General features: G+C 39.7%; 10 protein-coding genes. 6 read left to right on the top strand and 4 right to left on the bottom strand.

The genetic code is table 11. The annotated features are described in order from the left end of the window. Positions 1 to 541 precede the first annotated feature (541 nt). The 5 genes from AACU32_RS29165 (at position 542) to AACU32_RS29145 (ending at position 10,941) form a co-directional block, all read left to right on the top strand. Positions 542 to 2,059 carry a hypothetical protein gene (locus tag AACU32_RS29165; protein WP_096604857.1) on the top strand — a complete coding sequence of 506 codons (1,518 nt, stop codon included), beginning with the start codon at positions 542 to 544 and terminating at the stop codon, positions 2,057 to 2,059. Beyond that, on the top strand, positions 2,044 to 2,823 hold the full coding sequence (locus tag AACU32_RS29160; protein WP_096604855.1) for an AAA family ATPase: 780 nt from the start codon (positions 2,044 to 2,046) through the stop codon (positions 2,821 to 2,823). Before AACU32_RS29165 ends, AACU32_RS29160 begins: the two co-directional genes overlap by 16 nt. Before the next feature lie 891 nt (positions 2,824 to 3,714). Next, on the top strand, positions 3,715 to 5,589 hold the full coding sequence (locus AACU32_RS29155) for a PKD domain-containing protein (RefSeq protein ID WP_096604853.1): 1,875 nt from the start codon (positions 3,715 to 3,717) through the stop codon (positions 5,587 to 5,589). A gap of 1,199 nt (positions 5,590 to 6,788) precedes the next feature. Further along, on the top strand, positions 6,789 to 8,681 hold the full coding sequence (locus tag AACU32_RS29150) for a PKD domain-containing protein (RefSeq protein ID WP_096604851.1): 1,893 nt from the start codon (positions 6,789 to 6,791) through the stop codon (positions 8,679 to 8,681). A 1,453-nt stretch (positions 8,682 to 10,134) separates the two neighbouring features. Continuing rightward, positions 10,135 to 10,941, top strand: a complete 807-nt coding sequence (locus AACU32_RS29145) for a class I SAM-dependent methyltransferase (protein WP_096604849.1) — start codon at positions 10,135 to 10,137, stop codon at positions 10,939 to 10,941. A gap of 232 nt (positions 10,942 to 11,173) precedes the next feature. On the opposite strand, the gene AACU32_RS29140 is transcribed toward AACU32_RS29145, so the two are convergent. The 3 genes from AACU32_RS29140 to AACU32_RS29130 form a co-directional block, all read right to left on the bottom strand. Further along, complete coding sequence (locus AACU32_RS29140) at positions 11,174 to 12,568, bottom strand: hypothetical protein (RefSeq protein ID WP_096604847.1); 1,395 nt, start codon at positions 12,566 to 12,568, stop codon at positions 11,174 to 11,176. 243 nt (positions 12,569 to 12,811) lie between these two features. Then, positions 12,812 to 13,909: a beta-N-acetylhexosaminidase gene (gene nagZ / locus AACU32_RS29135; RefSeq protein ID WP_096604845.1), complete on the bottom strand. Its 1,098-nt coding sequence runs from the start codon at positions 13,907 to 13,909 to the stop codon at positions 12,812 to 12,814. Positions 13,910 to 14,360: 451 nt separating this feature from the next. After that, on the bottom strand, positions 14,361 to 15,596 hold the full coding sequence (locus AACU32_RS29130; RefSeq protein ID WP_096604843.1) for a septal ring lytic transglycosylase RlpA family protein: 1,236 nt from the start codon (positions 15,594 to 15,596) through the stop codon (positions 14,361 to 14,363). A gap of 9 nt (positions 15,597 to 15,605) precedes the next feature. Here AACU32_RS29130 and AACU32_RS29125 point away from each other — a divergent pair, with 9 nt between their 5' ends. Then, positions 15,606 to 15,776, top strand: coding sequence for a hypothetical protein (locus tag AACU32_RS29125; protein ID WP_339378358.1), 171 nt, complete (start codon positions 15,606 to 15,608; stop codon positions 15,774 to 15,776). 364 nt (positions 15,777 to 16,140) lie between these two features. On the opposite strand, the gene AACU32_RS29120 is transcribed toward AACU32_RS29125, so the two are convergent. Further along, entirely contained in the window at positions 16,141 to 19,254 is a 3,114-nt protein-coding gene (locus AACU32_RS29120) for a beta strand repeat-containing protein (protein ID WP_339378357.1), read from the bottom strand. Between the last annotated feature and the right edge of the window lies 1 nt (position 19,255).

The raw sequence follows: 19,255 nt of genomic DNA, 5'->3' as shown, positions 1-19,255 counted from the left end.
ACTGATCAAATGAACACGCATCAAAAAGCTATTTAATGTCAAAGTCTTTTGAAATTGAAATTCGGGAATTTCACTGAAGCTCAACCAGTAGGGACTAATTCAAGTCCATCCTTATTGGCTCCCGACAGTGATAAAAATACAACTAATATCACAGCAGTTTTCACGTAGTTGAACCACACTCAAGAGGGCACAGCACTGCTGTGCCCCTACGGCCAATGTGGTCTATTTACCTGAAAATAGCTGTAACTTGAAATATAGTAATTTTGCGTAGATACGCAGTGGCTTGCCGCAGTTATTGCGTCTAATTGCACATTTACATTTTATGGGTGCGAAAGTAAGTAGAAATAATGGTTATAAATAATTTTTCTGTGAACTATTCTCAAAGATTCTTAATTCTGAGTTGAGAATAGTCAGCAATTAAAGTAAAACTGCTAACAGAGTCATCATTGTGGTCAATGAACTGTGAATTGCACAGGGAACTAATAACAGATATAGAAAACATACTCAATTACTACGGATTTATTAAGGAGCAGATGAAATAATGCCAGCACTCCAGGTTGTTCAAAAGCTTAACTACTACCTCGATCAGAACAATATTCGTTACTGTCACTGGAAGAGTAATGAGCATGTTGATGCAGCTGTAGAAGGTAAAACTGATCTAGATGTTTTAGTAGATGAAAACGAAAAAGCCAATTTACAACAGGTGTTAAGCGAAGTTGGTTTCAAGTATTTTGAAGCTATTCCTTGCCGGAGATATCTTGATATTGATGATTATTTAGCGCTCGATGAAGAGACAGGAATATTGGTACATCTCCATCTTCACTATCGCTTGGAACTGGGGGAAAAATATCTTAAAGGTTACCGTCTTCCTTGGGAAGAGTTGTTATTGTCTACGAGAATTTATAGCGACGAATATCAAATTTATATTGCAGAGCCTAATATTGAAACAATTTTACTAGTTGTCCGGGCGGCGCTGAAGGTAAGAACTCGCGATCGCATCAACAATCTCTTGGGTAAAGATTATTTTAAAGGTGATTTTATCCGGGAATTTCGGTGGCTCAAAGAAAGACTCGATCGCCAAAAAGTCCAAGAACTGAGTGAGCAGCTTTTAGACAGCAAGGCTACTAAGTTGGTTTTAGATGTGATTGACAGCGAATCGAACCTCAAGCTTTTATTAAAATCCGGTAATGCCATCCAAGTAGCTTTAAAACCATACCGACGATATCACCCATTAGTGTCAAAGGTTTTAAGATGGCGGCTGGAAATTCAATACCTATTCTTCAAGAGCTTGAGAAAGTTTTTCCAGGCTCCAGTTGCAGCGCACAGAACACCCACCAGTGGTGGTTTGATTATTGCGGTTCTAGGAGCAGACGGATCTGGTAAATCTACCGTCACCTCGGAAATCAAAAAATGTTTCTCTCATAAACTCGATGTTCAGCCAGTTTATCTAGGTAGTGGAGATGGCCCTGCTTCTTGGTACAGACTACCGTTAGTATTAGCAGGTAGAGCGGCTAAAGTTTTGCGTCCAAAGCGATCGCATCATCAGTCTAATCAAAGACAAAGTTCTTCTGACTTGGTAGGAACTTCCCAGCCTAAATCTCCATTGAAAAGACTGGGTAAAGCTTTATGGGCTATCACCCTGGTTTACGAAAAACACCAAAAACTTCAGCAGTGTTCTGTAGCTAGGAAACGAGGAATGATTGTGATTAGCGATCGCTATCCCCAAACCCAGATTCTTGGCTTCAATGATGGCCCCTTACTGATGAACGGTAATGGGAATTCATCGCCATACCCTGGCTTTCTTAAAGAATGGGAGTTGAAAAATTACCAAGACATGACTAACACCGTACTCCCCGATTTAGTCATCAAGTTGGACGTAACGCCAGAGGTTGCTATGGCTCGTAAGTCAGATACTCCTACGGACATTGTTAAACAAAAAGTTGATGCTGTGAAGTCATTGAAGTTTACCTCAAAAACCACAGTAGTCAATATTGATGCTACTCAACCGCTAGATCAAGTTTTATTACAGGCAAAACAGTCCGTATGGCAACATCTTTAACTGAAATTAATATTCCTCATAACACAGTTAACAACCCCATAGTCTTAGAGTTTATCGGACTGCCAGGTGCTGGTAAAACCACTGTGTTTAATCAAGTAGTTTCACGACTAAAAGAGCAGGGAGTATCCGTCGCCGCCGGAGACGAAATCCTGCGAGAATGGAAGAATCAAAAACTTTGGCAACGGCTGTGGAAGCTGATTCCACAAACAGAAAATCAATGGCGGATTTTGCTTCATTCCCTGTTTCTTGCATCTCAAGTCAAACCTACTAACTGGCTAAGTTTTTCCAAAGCTATTAAGACTTATGCTAATTTGAAACGCATTGATGCGATCGCCCATAGTCAGAATGACCAATTAATCCTACTCGATCAAGGATTGTTGCAAGAAATTTGGTCAATCGGAGTTACAGGTACTACTCCTTCTTTAGAAGATATAAGACAGGAATTAGCACTGCTTTTCTCCCAAAGACCAATTGCCATTGTTGATTTCCAAATAAACGTAGAAACTGCAATTCAAAGGATTCAAAATCGTCCAACTGACCAAAGCCGTTTCGACCTTATGTCCAAAGAGGTAGCACAGCAATTGCTTTCTCAGTATGCTCCCTATCTTCAGGATATTATCAACTGCGCTCAAACATTTAATATTCCAGTTTTGTCAATTGATAGTTCACTATCTGTAGAGGAAAAAACACAAAAGATTTTGTCCTGGATTAACAACAGCTTAACCAAGCATCCTGAACCTGTTAGGTTGCAAAATGTGATTTAAAACTTTACACATTTTCTCTAGCAATCCTAAACAATTTTCTAGAATAAATCAGCTTTAAAAATTGTCATCAGGATTGCTTTAGCTTTTTTTGTTTAGTTTAGTAAAACATACACACTTATAACAAATATCTAAAATATGGCAACAATTTTTTATACTTAGACCCAGATTACATTTGAGTATTTGAATTGCGAATTACGTAGACGCTTTCGATGCAGCGCTTCTCGTACTCCTTCGAGTTAACCGAAGGAGTACGAGAAGCAAGTGATAGGTTATTACGAGTTACGAATTACTCTTAATTATTTTAAAAGTATTTGCTAATTGAAAATTTCCTGAGATATATTGCTTTTTGAAAGCTGAATTACGTTATATATAAATCCGATTTAATTTTTGAATTAATTCCATACAATTGAAGCTTAACTGTCGGCTGGTTAATGCTCAAGGCTACTCCTCTCAAGTCGGGAAACCCGCGCATGAGGGTGGCTCTCCTAGGTATCTTTCAAAAATTAGGTAGGAATCTTATATTTACACAAGTTTATAAATTTATAGATTGACGCTGAAATCTCAAAACATTAGTAAGCGTACAGTCTATACCAGAAGCATTTTGTTACTGAGTACTCATATTTCTTGGAATAAATTTACTAAGAAAAGAATTTTCTTTTTGGCTACCTAAGCAATTAAGTACAGGAATCAGATTTGATTGCTGTACTAGTCATCGTTTTCGTATATGCATATTAAATAACTAATTTTATAAATTTATGATGAATTATCTATAAATTTTCTTTTTCACTAATTTAGTCTTCATACAATAAGTTTAAAATTCTTACTGGTTGTATCTACTAGCAAGAGTTTTTGCTAATCGCATAACCGCAAAAATACTTAGCTCAAAAAATCATGCCAAAGCCTCAAAATTTTGTTTTACCACTGATACAGGTTACCCAAACCTCTAAATTTTCACCCGCAAGTCCAGATCCATCAGGGATTGCTTATATTAGTCATTTAGGCGGACTGTTGATTGCTGATGGTGAAGTTGATGAAATTTCTCGATTATTCACCGGTAAGAACCTTTTTCAAACCAATCTGAAAGGTAATTTACAGAACACTTTCACCACAATTAGCTTTTCTGATGAACCGACAGGGGTAGCATATAACCCAGACAATCGCTTCCTCTACATTTCTGATGACAACAAGCGTAAGATTTTTCAACTCAATCCAGGCGGAGATGGACAATACAACACTAAAGATGATGTTGTCACTTCGTTTAATACTCTTTCCTTCGGTAGTGATGACCCAGAAGATGTAACATATTCGACGAAGACAGGTAATTTATTTATTGTTGATGGGGCGGGTGCACAAGTATACGAAGTTACTACTAAAGGCAACTTAGTTAGTCAATTTGATACTGCTAAATTGGGACTTCTTGATCCAGAAGGTATCTTCTTAGATCCTGGTAGTGGTCACTTGTTTATGGTGGGTCACCCAAATAACTTGGTGTTTGAACTGACAACATCGGGTGAAGTTGTCAACACTTATGATATTTCTGCGGCTAAAGCAATCAAACCAGCTGGGATCACCATTGCACCCACTAGCAACGATCCTACTAAGCAAAGTCTCTACATTGTCGATCGCGCCATTGATAATGATCCCGAACCCAATGAAAATGATGGTCGGATCTATGAATTTGCACTAGGTACATCTGGTGGTAATCCTCCTCCTGTGAATAATCAAGCACCAACGGTTAATGCAGGTGAGGATCAAGTGATCTTAAAGCAGGCGATTTTGAATGCCAGTATTTCTGATGATGGCTTACCCAACCCACCAGCTTCCTTAACTAATACCTGGAGTAAATTGAGCGGTCCTGGCAATGTTTCCTTCGCGAATGCAAAAACAGAAGATACCACTGCCACATTCTCCCAGCCTGGTTCGTATGTACTACAACTGACAGCAAATGATAGCAAATTGACAACTAGCGATCAAGTGTCAGTTTTGGTATTAGATCCGCAGTCAACTTCGTTTTTCAGCTTGAGTGGAAGTGGCACAGTTGGGGGAGTTGCTTTTGATGATGAGGACATTTTGGCCTATAATCGCTCTACTAAGAGTTGGTCTATGTATTTTGATGGCTCTGATGTGGGCTTATCAAGCCGTAATGTTCGAGATTTCCACATCAATCCAGATGGCTCAATTTTGTTTAGTTTGGATGGTTCTGTTACCCTAACTGGTGTAGGTAAAGTAGAGAAACAAGATATTGTCAAGTTCACTCCCACTTCCACAGGAAACACCACATCTGGCAGTTTTGAATTATACTTTGACGGTTCAGATGTAGGATTATCAACGAGTGACGAGGCGATAGATGGTATTGCCTTTACACCAGATGGACAGTTAGTTCTCAGTACCACAGGTAAATTTGATGTGCCAGATAATTCGGGTAATATCAAAGGTACGGATAAAGACCTGATTGCTTTCAACGCTACTAGCTTTGGCGCAGATACAGCTGGTACATGGAATCTATATTTTCAGGGTTCTGATGTTGGGCTGACAAAAAGTAGTGAAGATATAAATGGTGTCTGGATTGACCAAAATAACAAGCTATATCTAACTACTAAGGGTGCATTCGAAGTACCTGGTGTTACAGGTGATGGGTCGGATATTTTTACGTTTACCCCTACTAGCCTTGGTTCTAATACAAATGGGAACTATACTCCATTTTGGGATGGTGTTGATAATGGGCTTGCAGGTGTGGTTGTTGATGGTTTTACCCAAGTATTTTGAGGATATAAATGCTTGACACAATTTGGTGAGTTTATTCTCTTCTCAAATAGTGTTGGTCATTCAAGGGTCTTACGTCTCACGCTAATGATTTTATACGGTTGAGCAAGAAATACTAAATGATGCGTAGGTGTGTAGCATTACTCTTGCTGAGGTCGTCTGGTTTTAAGGGTATCCACGGAACTGCCCCTTTACTCTAGCCTACTCTTGGGGAACTATGGAGTAGGCTAGGGCTTTTCCTCAAATATCGCTAGCGGAAAAGGTTGATTAAATTTTGGACTGAGGGACATCACACTTGATTGACCAATAGTATGCTTTGAGAGGATTTTACGAAAATCCCCAAGACAATTTACTTCCCTTGCTCACGAGAGCGATCGCTTATTTGTTTATGGTAAAGTTTGTCACGCTAAACTCAGAGAATGTGCATATTCAAAGCTTTTTGGCAATTTCAAGCGAAAGAAATCGAGAATCCCAATAATGCTCAATACGGTTCGGTTAAGGGGGAAAAGGGCCCATTCAAACCTTTCCCCCTTACCCCTTAACCTTTTCCCTTTCCCAAAAGTGAGATGAAAATTGCTTATCCGAACCGTATTGCAATAACGCTAAACCGATGCTGAAAAAAGAGTATTTGCAGCATGATGTTAGGAATAAAAGTTTCACACACTTTCTATCATAAAAATTTGAAATAGATAATTTTATTCTGTCTATAGGGAGATTTAATAGTGATATATTCCTAGTAAATTACAATTTTGTAAAGTGACCCACTTAGGTTTTATAACTAGGCAAAAAGCGTGTAATAGCACTTAAATTTACTGTATGTATAGCAATCGCATTTGATTGCTATATATAAATGTTAAGGATTTTTGTCAAAAATTTAAATAGTAATCCTATGTAGCATCAGCTTTATAGGACAAGTTTTAATGGCTAGACTCAGTATCTCCATAACTTGTCACAGAGTTTATATGCTCATCATATTCAATGACATTTTTTTATGAATTTACGATGAAGTATATATGAATTTTATTATTCACTAGTTATCAAGTTATACAATTTATTTATTGTACTTACTTGGTTTTTCTGGGACTAAAACTTTTTGCTCTAAACATAGCCGCAAAAACACTTAGAACAAGAAATTCAACTACTCAAGAATAATCGCCTCTTCTAACTCTTTTGCGATTGATTTATTAGCTAGGAAGACAAACATGGAGAAGCTGCCACTCATCAAGCTCATCAACACCTTTGAATTTGGGCCACCAAGTCCCGATCCATCAGGGATTGTATATATCAGTCATTTAGATTCATTTTTAATAGATGATGGTGAAGTCGATGAAATGCCAACCTACTTCACCGGGAGAAATATATTTCAAGTAAGTCGGACAGGTACTCTGGAGAAGACTTTATCAACCATCAACTATTCCAACGAGCCGACAGGGATAGCATATAACCCAGCGAATCGCTTCCTCTACATCACAGATGATAATAAGCGTCTGGTTTTTCAGATCAATCCTGGTGCGGATGGAAATTACAATACCTCCGATGATGTGGTGACCTCGTTTAGTACCTCTTCTTGGGGGACTGCAACAGATAACACCGATGACCATGACCCAGAAGATATAGCATATTCGCCGACGACAGGTACTTTATTTGTAGTTGATGGATTCGGTTCACAAGTTTATGAAGTTACCACTAACGGCACCTTACTAAAGACCTTTGATACTGAAAGGATTGGACTTCACGATCCCGAAGGGATTGCCATCGATCCTAGTACTGGGAACCTGTTTATGGTGGGATATCTATCTAAAAGTTCGCCAGCTACACCAGCTTTGTTTGAACTGACAACTACGGGTGAATTTATCAAATCCTATGATATTTCTGCGGCCAGTCCAGACAAGCCAGCGGGTATTACCATTGCACCCAGTAGCACTGATCGTACCAAGTTAAGTATTTACATTGTCGATCGCGGTGTTGATAACGATGTCGATCCCAATGAAAATGACGGTCGGCTCTATGAATTTGCCTTAGGTAGAGATGTCCCCAACCAAGCACCAGCTGTGGCCGCAGGTGAAAAACAGGTAGTTTTGTACCAAGCAAACCTCGACGGTTCTGTTTTTGATGATGGTTTACCTCTTGGAGGAACTTTAACAACTAAATGGAGTATGGCTAATGGACCTAACGATGTTGAGTTTGCCAATGACTCTGAAGTTGATACAACTTTGAGCTTCACGACTGCGGGAACTTACACTTTGCAATTAGTTGCAAATGATGGGAAATTAACGGGAAGTAGCCAGACAACTATCCAGGTTTTAGATCCTACATCCACGACTTTTGTCAGCCTTGCTGGTAGTGGTACTATTGGCGGAGTCAGTTTTAATCGGCAGGACATCTTAGCATACGACAAGTCTACTAGTAGCTGGTATATGTATTTTGATGGCTCCGATGTCTTGGGTGCTGCTAACAAAAGTGTCTACCTGCGAGATTTTCACCTCAATGCAGATGGCTCGATTTTGTTTGCTCTCAATAACCCTGCTGTCTTACCTGGTGAACTTGCAGTAGATGACTCGGATATAGTTAAGTTTATTCCTACTACTACAGGTGACTTTACCAGTGGAAGATTTGAAATGTATTTTGACGGATCGGATGTCGGATTAACCAACGACTCTGAGGAGATAGATGCGATCGCTATTGACCGGGATGGTAATTTGGTCATTAGTACAAAGGGTGGTTTTACTGTTAATGGAGTTTCCGGTTCCGATGAAGACCTGATTAAGTTCAAAGCTACTAGTTTAGGGGAAAATACAGCTGGTACTTGGACAATGCTTTTTGATGGGTCTGATGTTGGTCTAACTGACTCGTCTGAAGATGTAAATGGTGTTTGGTTTGACGCTGATAGTAACCAGATTTTCCTCACTACTGAGGGATCTTTTAACGTTGCCGGTGCAACAGGTGATGGTGCTGATATCTTTGTATTCAATCCAACCTCACTTGGTAGCAATACCAGTGGTCGTTTTAGCTCCTATTGGGATGGGTCAAATTATGGAATACCTAGTGGTATTGCCGTTGACGGTATTAGCGTTGCTCCACCTCAAGCTCCTTAGGTTTGCGTTTACTAGCTCAGTCACAAAAATATCGTATTTGCATCTACCAATTTTAAAAACAATTCAAAATGCAGAATTCCGCATCCAATTAGTTGAGTCTGTAGCTTGAACTTTTGGATAAGCAAGGAAAAAATGCTCAAGAGCGCACTCAATTATTTCTCAAAAAAGCTGGTCAAAGGATAAGAGAGCTAGTCAGCGACAGCATTACCTCAACCGACTAACAAAGCATCAAGTAACCAATTACCGCAAATCTGTAACTCACTTTGAGTTATATTGTCCAGATTTTTTTGTAAAAAAGTTAACTACTTATTTCCAAGTTTTACTATTAGTTATAGCTGGGATAATTAGCGTTACAGCATAACTTAATATTCAGGATATTAAAAAATAATTATATTTTCCTAAACTTTATCAATAAAAGCAGAGGGCATGAGGCACAAGGCATTCGGGAATTCTGATTAGATCCCTCTGCCTTTAGCATAGCTGCCTTATTCAATAAATTATCACGTATTTAAATTTAAAATACAGTGAATCAATCTTTGATTTAGGATGTTTTGGATTGACCATATGCATCAATTTTGGATGTGGAATTTTAGATTAATATTTACTCAATTCTACATCGGAAATTTAAAATATAAAATTTGGATATTTTAGATTTATTAACCGAATGAATTTCCTGGCTCTCCAACCTCGAGAGCAATTTTGAATTTTCAATTCCATGATTTACAGCAATTTTCAGGTAAATTAACCACAAATAGATCTTTCTGGTAAACCTCTCTCCTACCTCTCCCTAGCCCTCTCCTCTTAGGAGAGGGTAAAGGAGCAGCTTTTATTATTTGAGAGGCTTTGATTTTCTCCCCTTCCCTTGTAGGGAAGGGGCTGGGGGTTAGGTCTTTTCATTGTGGTCTAAATACATGAAAACTGCTGTAAAAACCAAAACCTAAAATTCGGTGAGTTCGACAAGTTCTCAATAATACCAATTCAAATAATGTTTGCGACACATCAATATATTCTAGAGGGCACGGCAGTGCCATGCCCCTACCATCTGTCGCATTCTTTTTTCAAATTGGTATAACCCTTCTCCAAACCTCTCCCCGTTTCGGGGAGAGGCTGATAAAATGTAATTTTTTGTGCCCAAATCAGAATATTGAAGCCCCTCTACGAGCCGGAGGGTTTAGGGAAAGGCTCATCAAACTCAAGTTTATATTATGATATGAAAAACACGTTTTCTGAGCGATTGCCACAGTTTCCAGGATTGATTATTCTGAATTGTCTGAATAAGCGATCGCTCTTTCCGTAGCATACATTATTTCTAAAAACCGTATGCTTAGACACGCTTAAATATTATTTATAAAATATTCTTATTTAGACTAAAACTTTATTTAATTAAAATTTTATAAATCAAAATACGATGATAGAGTTTGACAAGGTATGAACAACCGCGAAGCTGAAAAATATGCAACGAATCCAAAAAAGCATCAAACAATCTTTAAAAAATTCTTTTCTTGCCTATGAACAAATTACAAATTCCAGATTTTACAAATTAAGAGAAGAAACAAATGGCATGTTATTGCCAATTGTCTATAGAAAAATGTACGATCTTTGTTCCCAGTTACCTGACCTTGATATTATCGAAGTTGGTGGTGCGACAGGTACGGGAAGTGTTTCCTTGGCTTGGGCACTCAAGGATCAGCAAAAACAATCCAAATTAATTGTGGTGGAAAAGTGCGAAGGTGGTACGCGTACAGATGTTGGCGGATATGCTGAAAATTTGGAATTAATCAAAAATCATTTTAGCAAATTTGGTGTGAGCGAACAAATACGTCTGTTTCCGAAAGAACTGACTTTTAAGAATGGGGAAGAAGCAATTTCTTTGGTGAAAACTCCTAAAATAGCAGCATTTATTCATGATGCAGATGGACGTATTGATCGAGATTTTTATTTGTTTTGGCCTTTGCTGTATGAAGGGGGATTAATTATTATCGATGACTATGCTAATGAAGCAAATTATCAACCCATCAGTCCACGTCATCCCCTTGGTGGTGCAAAATTAATTTTGACCTATCGTCTGCTGAATCAAATAATTGAATGGGGACTTTTCAAACCAACCCATAAAATTGGTAAAACTATTTTTGGTATTAAGCCACGCAATGCAGATTTTAGTCGCTTTAATTTGGCTACTTGCCAAAAGATTGTTGCAGATATTGAATCAGAGCGCAGAGAATATTTAGCTAGTCCTTTAATGACTTTAAGTTCAATTTAATTGTTGGCTGTGCTGGGAAGATATAGTCTAGGAAAGAAAAAGCGCAATTAACAATCAATGTGTCTGAACTGGTAACGGTGTTTAAACCAGAGTCTTGCGGAAATTAATTCGTTACTCATTTTTGCAATTCTGCGGTGAAATTGGGATGAATGACAAACTGTAAATTTCAATGGTAGATGCACTGAAAGGTAGATGCACCTGTGTAATTAATGAATGGTGTTGAATATCATGCTTACATCAGCTTGACATTAACACTATTCATTTTTATTAAGCTAGGAGGTCCTTCAACTCTTTGCAGGATACCTCGGTATTCAATAGTTCCTCCCTGAACTGTGATCTTGCCATTTTCTTGAGATTGGAATACGTCAGTTGTGGGATTGGTTGATTTAAATGTGCAACGGGTGAGTGTAGCATCAGCTTGTTCTGTTACATAAACCTGAGCTTGACAACTTTTACCACCGCGACAACGAGGTTCTTCACCAACACAGTCTTGAGCATTTGCTGTTGACCAAAATCTGTAGTTGCGCTTGTTGTCTGCTGCTTTTGTCCGAACTAAGACAGAGTTTTTGGCTTTAAGGTCATAACCTGCATCAGTATTTCCAGATGCACTAGTATCTTCAAAGTAAATATCTGAGACATTTTCCTCTGTAGCAAAACCATCTCCATTCCAATAATCGTTGGGTTTGAGACTCTGCTGACAGTTATTCATGGTCGTTTTCACCAGCTTGACGTGATGCACATCTCCTTGTAGATGAACACCCATACAGAAGTTGTCCCCATCTTGTCGCTGGGAGTCACCAAAGACTTCCTCGATGAGAATATCATGTGCATCAGGTGTGTTATTAGCTTTCTCATCAGGTTTACCAAAACGTATGGCTCCTTTTGAGTAGCCTTGAATCTGTGCGTTTCTAATAACGACGTTGGCTAGCTCCCAAGCATTCGCTTGACTTGTTGATTCCGGCTGATGTTCAACGTATCGTTGAACATTTGTCGCTTTTGTTTTTTCTATGGTCACATCACCTTTACTACCAGCAAACACAAAGCAACCATTGCCTTGGTTCATACAATGAATGTTACGGAAAGTGAGGTAACTAGCGCCCGGAAGGAGTTTAAAGAGGCTTTTTCCGGTTCTTCCTATTGGAGGTGGTTGATAAGGATTGGAACGAACGCCCATAATTACTGGCATAGATGTTTCTTGTCCAGATGCATCTGTACCGTGGATCAGCACAGGTTTCCCTGGTGCGCCTCCACTAGCAATTTTAAAGGTCTTGTCCTGGTTGTAGACTCCATTGAGTAGCCTAATTTCACCTCCTGGCCCGACTTTGTTGATAAATGCAGGTAAATCTTTGAGGATTCCTGCATTTTGGGCGCTACTACCATTACGACTACCAGAACCTTGCGGTGAAATATACAGAACCTGCGATGCTACTGTCGATTGTGCGCCGGCTGAAGTATGACAAATTCCCATAACGCAACCAGAGAATCTGAGTAGGAATTGCGTCAAAAGCAGCGCCAGCAAAAAGCCTAAAATAGAGAACACAAACATCAGTCCAGCAGCACCAAATCGCTGTCGCAATTTGCGCGTGAAGGTACTGATGGGACTCATCAGTGCAAAATATTTTTTCATGAAATCGCACTCAACTAAATAAACTAGCCGAAAAATCGAAAATATTCTATGCCATTACTCCAAAAGATGGCTACACGGCTATTTTAGTGTTTCCGTGTGATTATTTGTAGCCATATCTAAGGCACCCAGTATTACTACGTAATGGCTTTGGTATTTGATGTTATTGATAACATTAAATTCATCAATTAGTCAAATCCTTTGCAAAATCAACAAAAAATTTTTGGGAAAAACCGCTATGATCGATCAGCCAATTTCTTGGTAGGAAGAAGCGATCGCTAATTCGGCATGTTCTTTGAGAGTATCTTGATCGAGAGTATGCACAAGATACTGGGGAGTAACAGCCAGCAGGTTATCAATTCTCTGTTTAGCAGCGGCTACTACAGATTTATCAAGGCTACCGTTACCCAGAGAATCAGCAAAATCTTGGGCGATGAGATAGGTTCGTTCCAGGGATGATGAATTTATGTTACGAGAAATAATAAATAGATCGCAACCAGCATGAATTGCTTGTGCTACAGTACCTTTTGTGGTAAATCTCTCTGAGATAGCTTTCATATCTAGGTCATCAGAGACAACCACGCCACCAAAGCCCAGTTCTTCTCTGAGTATGGTGGTGAGAATATTTCGGGAAAGAGTTGCTGGGACATCAGGATCGATGTTGGGAAACAGGATATGGGCTGTCATAATCAAAGGAATCTGTTCCTCAATTAAAGCTTTGAAAGGAATCAATTCTCGATTTCGCAAGTCTTCTTTGGTAAGATGTAGTATCGGTAGCTCTAGATGAGAATCTTGGCTAGTGTCCCCATGACCAGGGAAATGCTTAGCACATCCGAGAATTCCTGACTCTTGCAATCCGAGGTAATATTCCCTAGCACCTTTAGCAGCAGTTTCGGGAGTTGTACCAAAAGCGCGAGAACCAATAACGGGATTTTCCGGATGGGAATAAATATCTGCTACAGGTGACCAAGATAGATTGATGCCTAAAGATTTTAGTTCTACGGCTGTGGCTTTTGCCACTTGACGCGATCGCGATTGCAGCGACAAAGCATAAGGAAATCGCGTAATTGGTACAGGTGTACGCACAACCCGACCACCTTCATGGTCTAGGCTAAAAAACATAGAATCACGTTCAGCGTATTGTCGTATTTCGTCGATCAATTCCCTAAAGGTTTGCAACCAAATTTCATAGGAAGCGTCATCCAAAAAATTTTTCGCAAAAAATATGACCCCAACAGGTTGCAATTCACTAAGTGCTCGTTTGTCCTCGTCACTTAATTGTGTTCCGGAAATACCGAGAATTAAATGATGACCAAATTCTTGGAGATGCTGTGCTACTGACATAATGTTTTACCTGTGGTGATGAAATTAACAACATTACAGCAGAATTCAAAAGTAAAACAGGTGTGATACCAATTCGTTCGCAATTCCGAAATTTTGAGAGAATCTAGGTATTAAGGTGGGAATCTGTGACCGAATTTGAAAAAATTGGTATGATAGTGAGCTTTTAGACCTAACTTATGGACTTAATCAGAATCAGATTGAAATCTGCTGTAAGTTCTTATATCAGAAGTATGGTAATTGCTAGTAGTTATTTATGCAATCAATTATTTTGTAGCCAGGATTGTAGTCCTGACTACGAATTGATTCACCCTTGATTGTGTAATGAACTACTAAACTTCGTCCATTTTGAAACCTGGAGTAGTGCGGGACACAAAGCCCGCTACGAAGAGTAGGGAGCAAGATGCTCCCACTACTTTTCAAACTATGGTTTTCAAAATAGATGTGGTTTAAATCAAAATTCGGGGATTAATGCAAGTTGTCTGACAGGTTTAGGTTTGATGCTTGTCAAAGTGGAAGCTTTCAAAGTAATTTTCGGTTCACTGCTGTGTAAAATTACCGCTTCGTAGGGTACTACCCCAGCGATTTCGCTACCGAGACAACGAGCCGCCGCTTGTGATAGATCTAAGCTTCTGGGTGGGATATATGGGCCGCGATCGTTGACGCGCACAATTACTGATTTGCTAGTTTTTAAATTTGTTACCTGCAAATAAGTATTAAAAGGCAGAGACTTATGGGCTACTGTCAATTCATTTTGGTTGTATATCTCGCCATTGGCTGTGAGACGACCATGAAAATAGCCTCCATACCAAGAAGCTAAGCCAGATATTTTTGTCGCAGAAGGAGTGACACCATACATTTCCTTCTGTGCTTCCACGAGTGTCAGCGTTGATGCTTTGAAAGCGGAACGTAGATTATTAATCCATTCAATTGCTAACAAGTCAGGGCTGCGGTGGAATCGTCGAGAGATTTGGGTTTCAATTCCCCATAAAAAGCGATTACCTGCCATTAATGCAGGTAATCCATCTACTAAAGCAGGTTTTAATTGATTAGCATCGAAGTTTGTTGACTTAACTAGTTTTGTCAATCGTTTTTGTATTGACTTGGCGGCAATTTCTGTGGGTAAAGTTGCAATGAGATGGTTATTTACCCAAACTTCATAGTTATCTGGCTGTCGATGCACAACCAATACTGGTAAGAATGCAGACATCAAATTCTGCTCTCCAGGATAAGCAAAACGGAAGAAATCTTGGAGCGATCGCAGAAATTTATTCGGTAAAAAATCTTGCTGTTCTGGACTAGAGTTAATGATGGTTCCAGATGTCAAAACACTAGAGGTTTTGATACCAGGCTGTTTAGATACCATCTCTTCCTCAAAAGTGCAAAGCTGTTTTTTGCTATTTTTAACTGCTGTTTCTGGAGAATTTAGCGGTTTAGTCAATCTGGTTTTGGGTTCATTATTGTCCCAATCTATGCTTAAAAATCTTCTTGGTAGCAGCGTTGTACTCCAAACATTTATCGGCTGCTGAGGTTGCACAAACAATGGGCGATGCTTACTGATAAATTTGCCGATGTGGGCTGAAACTTTTACTGGTAATACATTTGATGTCTTACTTGGTAGTAAGTTTTCGCTAAATGAGAAAAAAGAACCAATCCAAGACGTAATCCAAAGAAATTCAAACACTATCATGTCGGTTTAATGTCCAAGCAACTGCACAATTCATCTAGTGCAACCCTGGTTTTGCTAAACAACATTTTGGCTAAGAAATTAAAATCTTATTCTTGGGATATAGAAAAATCCTCTGAGTTGGTTGACAAAAAGCTGAGCGATCCCCAGCAGGGATTATCATATCTTGTTGTTGGTACATAGACACATAAAACTTTCAGATGTGGTTTTGAATTATTAGTCTGTTTTCAATTTAAATTTTTTATAATTCACTTGTATGTCATATAAAAAGAAGTCACATTCACTTAATTAACAAGTGTAAAAATACTTATTTATTACCTTATTGCGTATTAATTATTACAATAAATATTTATTGATCAAAGTAAAATATGCTGATGATGTTTTGAGGGAATTGCGATCGCTTTGTCAGTTTCTCCCTCATTTGCCATCAAAAGTATATGGGCACGGATAATGCTTCTGGCTTTACTTTTGTTGACAATAAAAAAGAGGGGTAATGTACCCCCCTATTGATGTTAGTTATTTAACAGCAGTTAATGATGTCTAACTTTTAGATCAACAAGATATGAGAATCGACGGAGAAGTCAACAGGTTTGTTGTCAATCGTCGCAAATTGAGTTCCTTGGTAAAATAACCCACCTGTGGTGTCGTTATAACTGAAATCATTGAGGGTTGCAGTGCCAAGTAAGATAGCGATGCTATCACCGTCTGTCACATTAAAGTCTTGAATGGTGTCAATGCCTTCAGATTCAGATAAAGAGTTGAAAACAAACAAATCTGCACCCAGACCACCAACGAGTATGTCATTGCCATCCCCACCAACGAGTATGTCATTGCCATCTTGACCAAATAAGCTATTGTCACCACTATTACCGATGATAATGTTATCAGCATTATTACCTGTAGCGTTAATAGCAGTAGTACCACTCAGAGTGAGATTTTCAACATTTTCTGTCAAGGTGTAGTCTACACTTGCTTCAATGGTATCTGTACCTTCACTAACATTTTCATTGACAACATCACCAACGTTATCAACGTAATAAAAGTCATCACCAAACCCGCCAAACAAAGTGTCTACGCCATCCCCACCATTGAGGGTATCATCGCCATCCCCGCCATTGAGAATGTCATTCCCAGCTTCACCATTGAGGATGTTGTCACCAACATTACCTGTAATGAAGTTATTGACACTGTTACCAGTACCGCTAATAGCAGAACCAGAAAGAGTAAGATTTTCAACGTTATTTGTCAAAGTGTAGTTAATGGTAGAGTAAACACTGTCTATTCCCTCATTAACATTTTCACTGACGACATCGCCGGGCTGATCGACATAGTAAATGTCATTCCCAGCATTACCAGACAGACTGTCTGCACCCAAACCACCATCAAGGATGTCATTGCCACCACCACCAGTGAGGTTATTATTGGCGCTATTGCCTGTGATCAAGTTATTCAAATTGTTACCAGTACCATTGAGACCAGTAGCAATGAGGGTGAGGTTTTCAACGTTAGCTGACAAAGTGTAGTTATTAGAAGAAGAATAGATAATGTCAGTTCCTTCAGCAAAATTTTCACTGACAACATCACCTACATTATCAACATAGTAACTGTCGTTACCAGCGCCACCAAGCATGACATCATTACCAGTACCACCATTGAGGGTATTATTAGCGCTAGTACCTGTGATGAAATTATCAACACTGTTACCTGTACCACTGAGAGCCGTACCAGTGAGGATGAGATTTTCTATGTTGTCTGTCAAGGTGTAGTTGATGGTAGTAAACACCGTATCTGAGCCAGCATCGGCATTTTCATTGATCACATCACCTGTGTGATCAACATAGTAAATATCATCACCAGTGCCTCCAGACATGGTATCTGCACCTAGACCACCATTGAGGGTGTCATTACCATCCTCACCATTGAGGGTATTATTAGCGCTAGTACCTGTGATCGAGTTATCAACACTGTTGCCAGTACCACTGATAGCCGCGCCAGTGAGGATGAGATTTTCTACGTTAGCTGTCAAGATATAGCTGATGCTGGAAGAAACTGTGTCTGTTCCTTCATTGATATTTTCCTTGATGACATCACCTGCATCATCAACTGTGTAACTATCATCACCAGCGCCACCATTGAGGTTATCATTCCCAGCACCACCATTGAGGTTATCATTGCCAGCGCCACCATTGAGGGTGTCATTGCCATCTCCACCATTGAGGATGTTATTGGCACTGTTCCCTGTGATACTGTTATCGCTGACGTTACCTGTACCGTTGATCGCCGTCGTACCAGTCAGGGTGAGGTTTTCAACATTGGCTGTCAAGGTGTAGCTGATGGTTGAAGTAACTGTATCTATACCTTCATTGGCATTTTCGCTGACAACATCGCCTGCATTATCAACATAGTAAAGGTCATTACCAGCACCACCAGACATAGTATCAGCACCGACAACACCGTTGAGGATGTCATTACCAACCCCACCATTAAGGATGTTATTGCTGCTGTTTCCTGTGATAGTGTTATTCAAATCGTTGCCAGTAGCAGTGATGGCAGTACCAGTCAGGGTGAGATTTTCAACATTAGCCGTCAGAGTATAGTTGATGCTAGCAGAAACTGTATCTGTTCCCGAAAAGACATTTTCGTTGACAACATCACCTGCATTATCAACAGTGTAACTGTCGTTGCCAGTACCACCAGACATCGTGTCTGCACCCGTACCACCATCGATAGCGTTATTGCCGCTATTACCAATGATGCTGTTATTGAGCGTATTACCAGTACCGTTTAGACTACCAGAACCTGAGAGGATGAGATTTTCTAAGTTGGTTGCTAAGGTATAGTTGATGCTGGCAGCGACTGTATCTGTACCTGCACTGGCAGCTTCGGTGACTACATCAAGGGCGCTATCAACGATGTAAGTATCATTACCAGCACCACCAACCATTGTGTCATTGCCAGCAGCACCATCGATAATATTGTCGCCAGCATTACCAGTAATGGTGTTATTGAGAGTATTACCAGTACCGTTGATCGCAGCGGTGCCAGTGAGAATGAGATTTTCGACGTTATCTGTTAGGGTATAGCTGATGTTGGCAGATACTGTATCTGTACCTTCATTGGCATTTTCGCTGATGACATCGCCGATATGATCGACAATGTAAGTATCATTACCAGCACCACCAGACATGGTATCTGCCCCCACACCACCGTCTAGGGTGTTGTTAGCAGTATTGCCTGTGAGACTGTTAGCCAGACTATTACCAGTACCGTTGATCGCAGTCGTACCTGTGAGAATCAGATTTTCGACGTTGTCTGTCAGGGTGTAGGAGATGCTGGCGGATACTGTATCTGTACCTTCATTAGCATTTTCTGTGACCACATCACCTGTATTATCAACATAGTACAAGTCATTGCCTGCACCACCTAACATCGTGTCTGCACCCGTACCACCATTGATAATATTGTCTGCACTATTACCTGTAATGCTGTTATTGACAGTATTACCAGTACCACTAACAGCAGTGCCAGTGAGGATGAGATTTTCTAAGTTGGCGGCTAAGGTATAGTTGATGCTGGCAGCTACGGTATCTGTACCAGCACTAGCAGCTTCGGTGATTACATCACCCGTATTACCAGTGCCTGCGATCGCACTACCTGTCAAA

It is taken from the genome of Calothrix sp. NIES-2100 (genome assembly GCF_963875285.1).
Classification (GTDB): Bacteria; Cyanobacteriota; Cyanobacteriia; order Cyanobacteriales; family Nostocaceae; genus Aulosira.
Note: the sequence above shows the minus strand (reverse complement) of the source record. Positions and strands in the feature narration are given on the sequence as shown.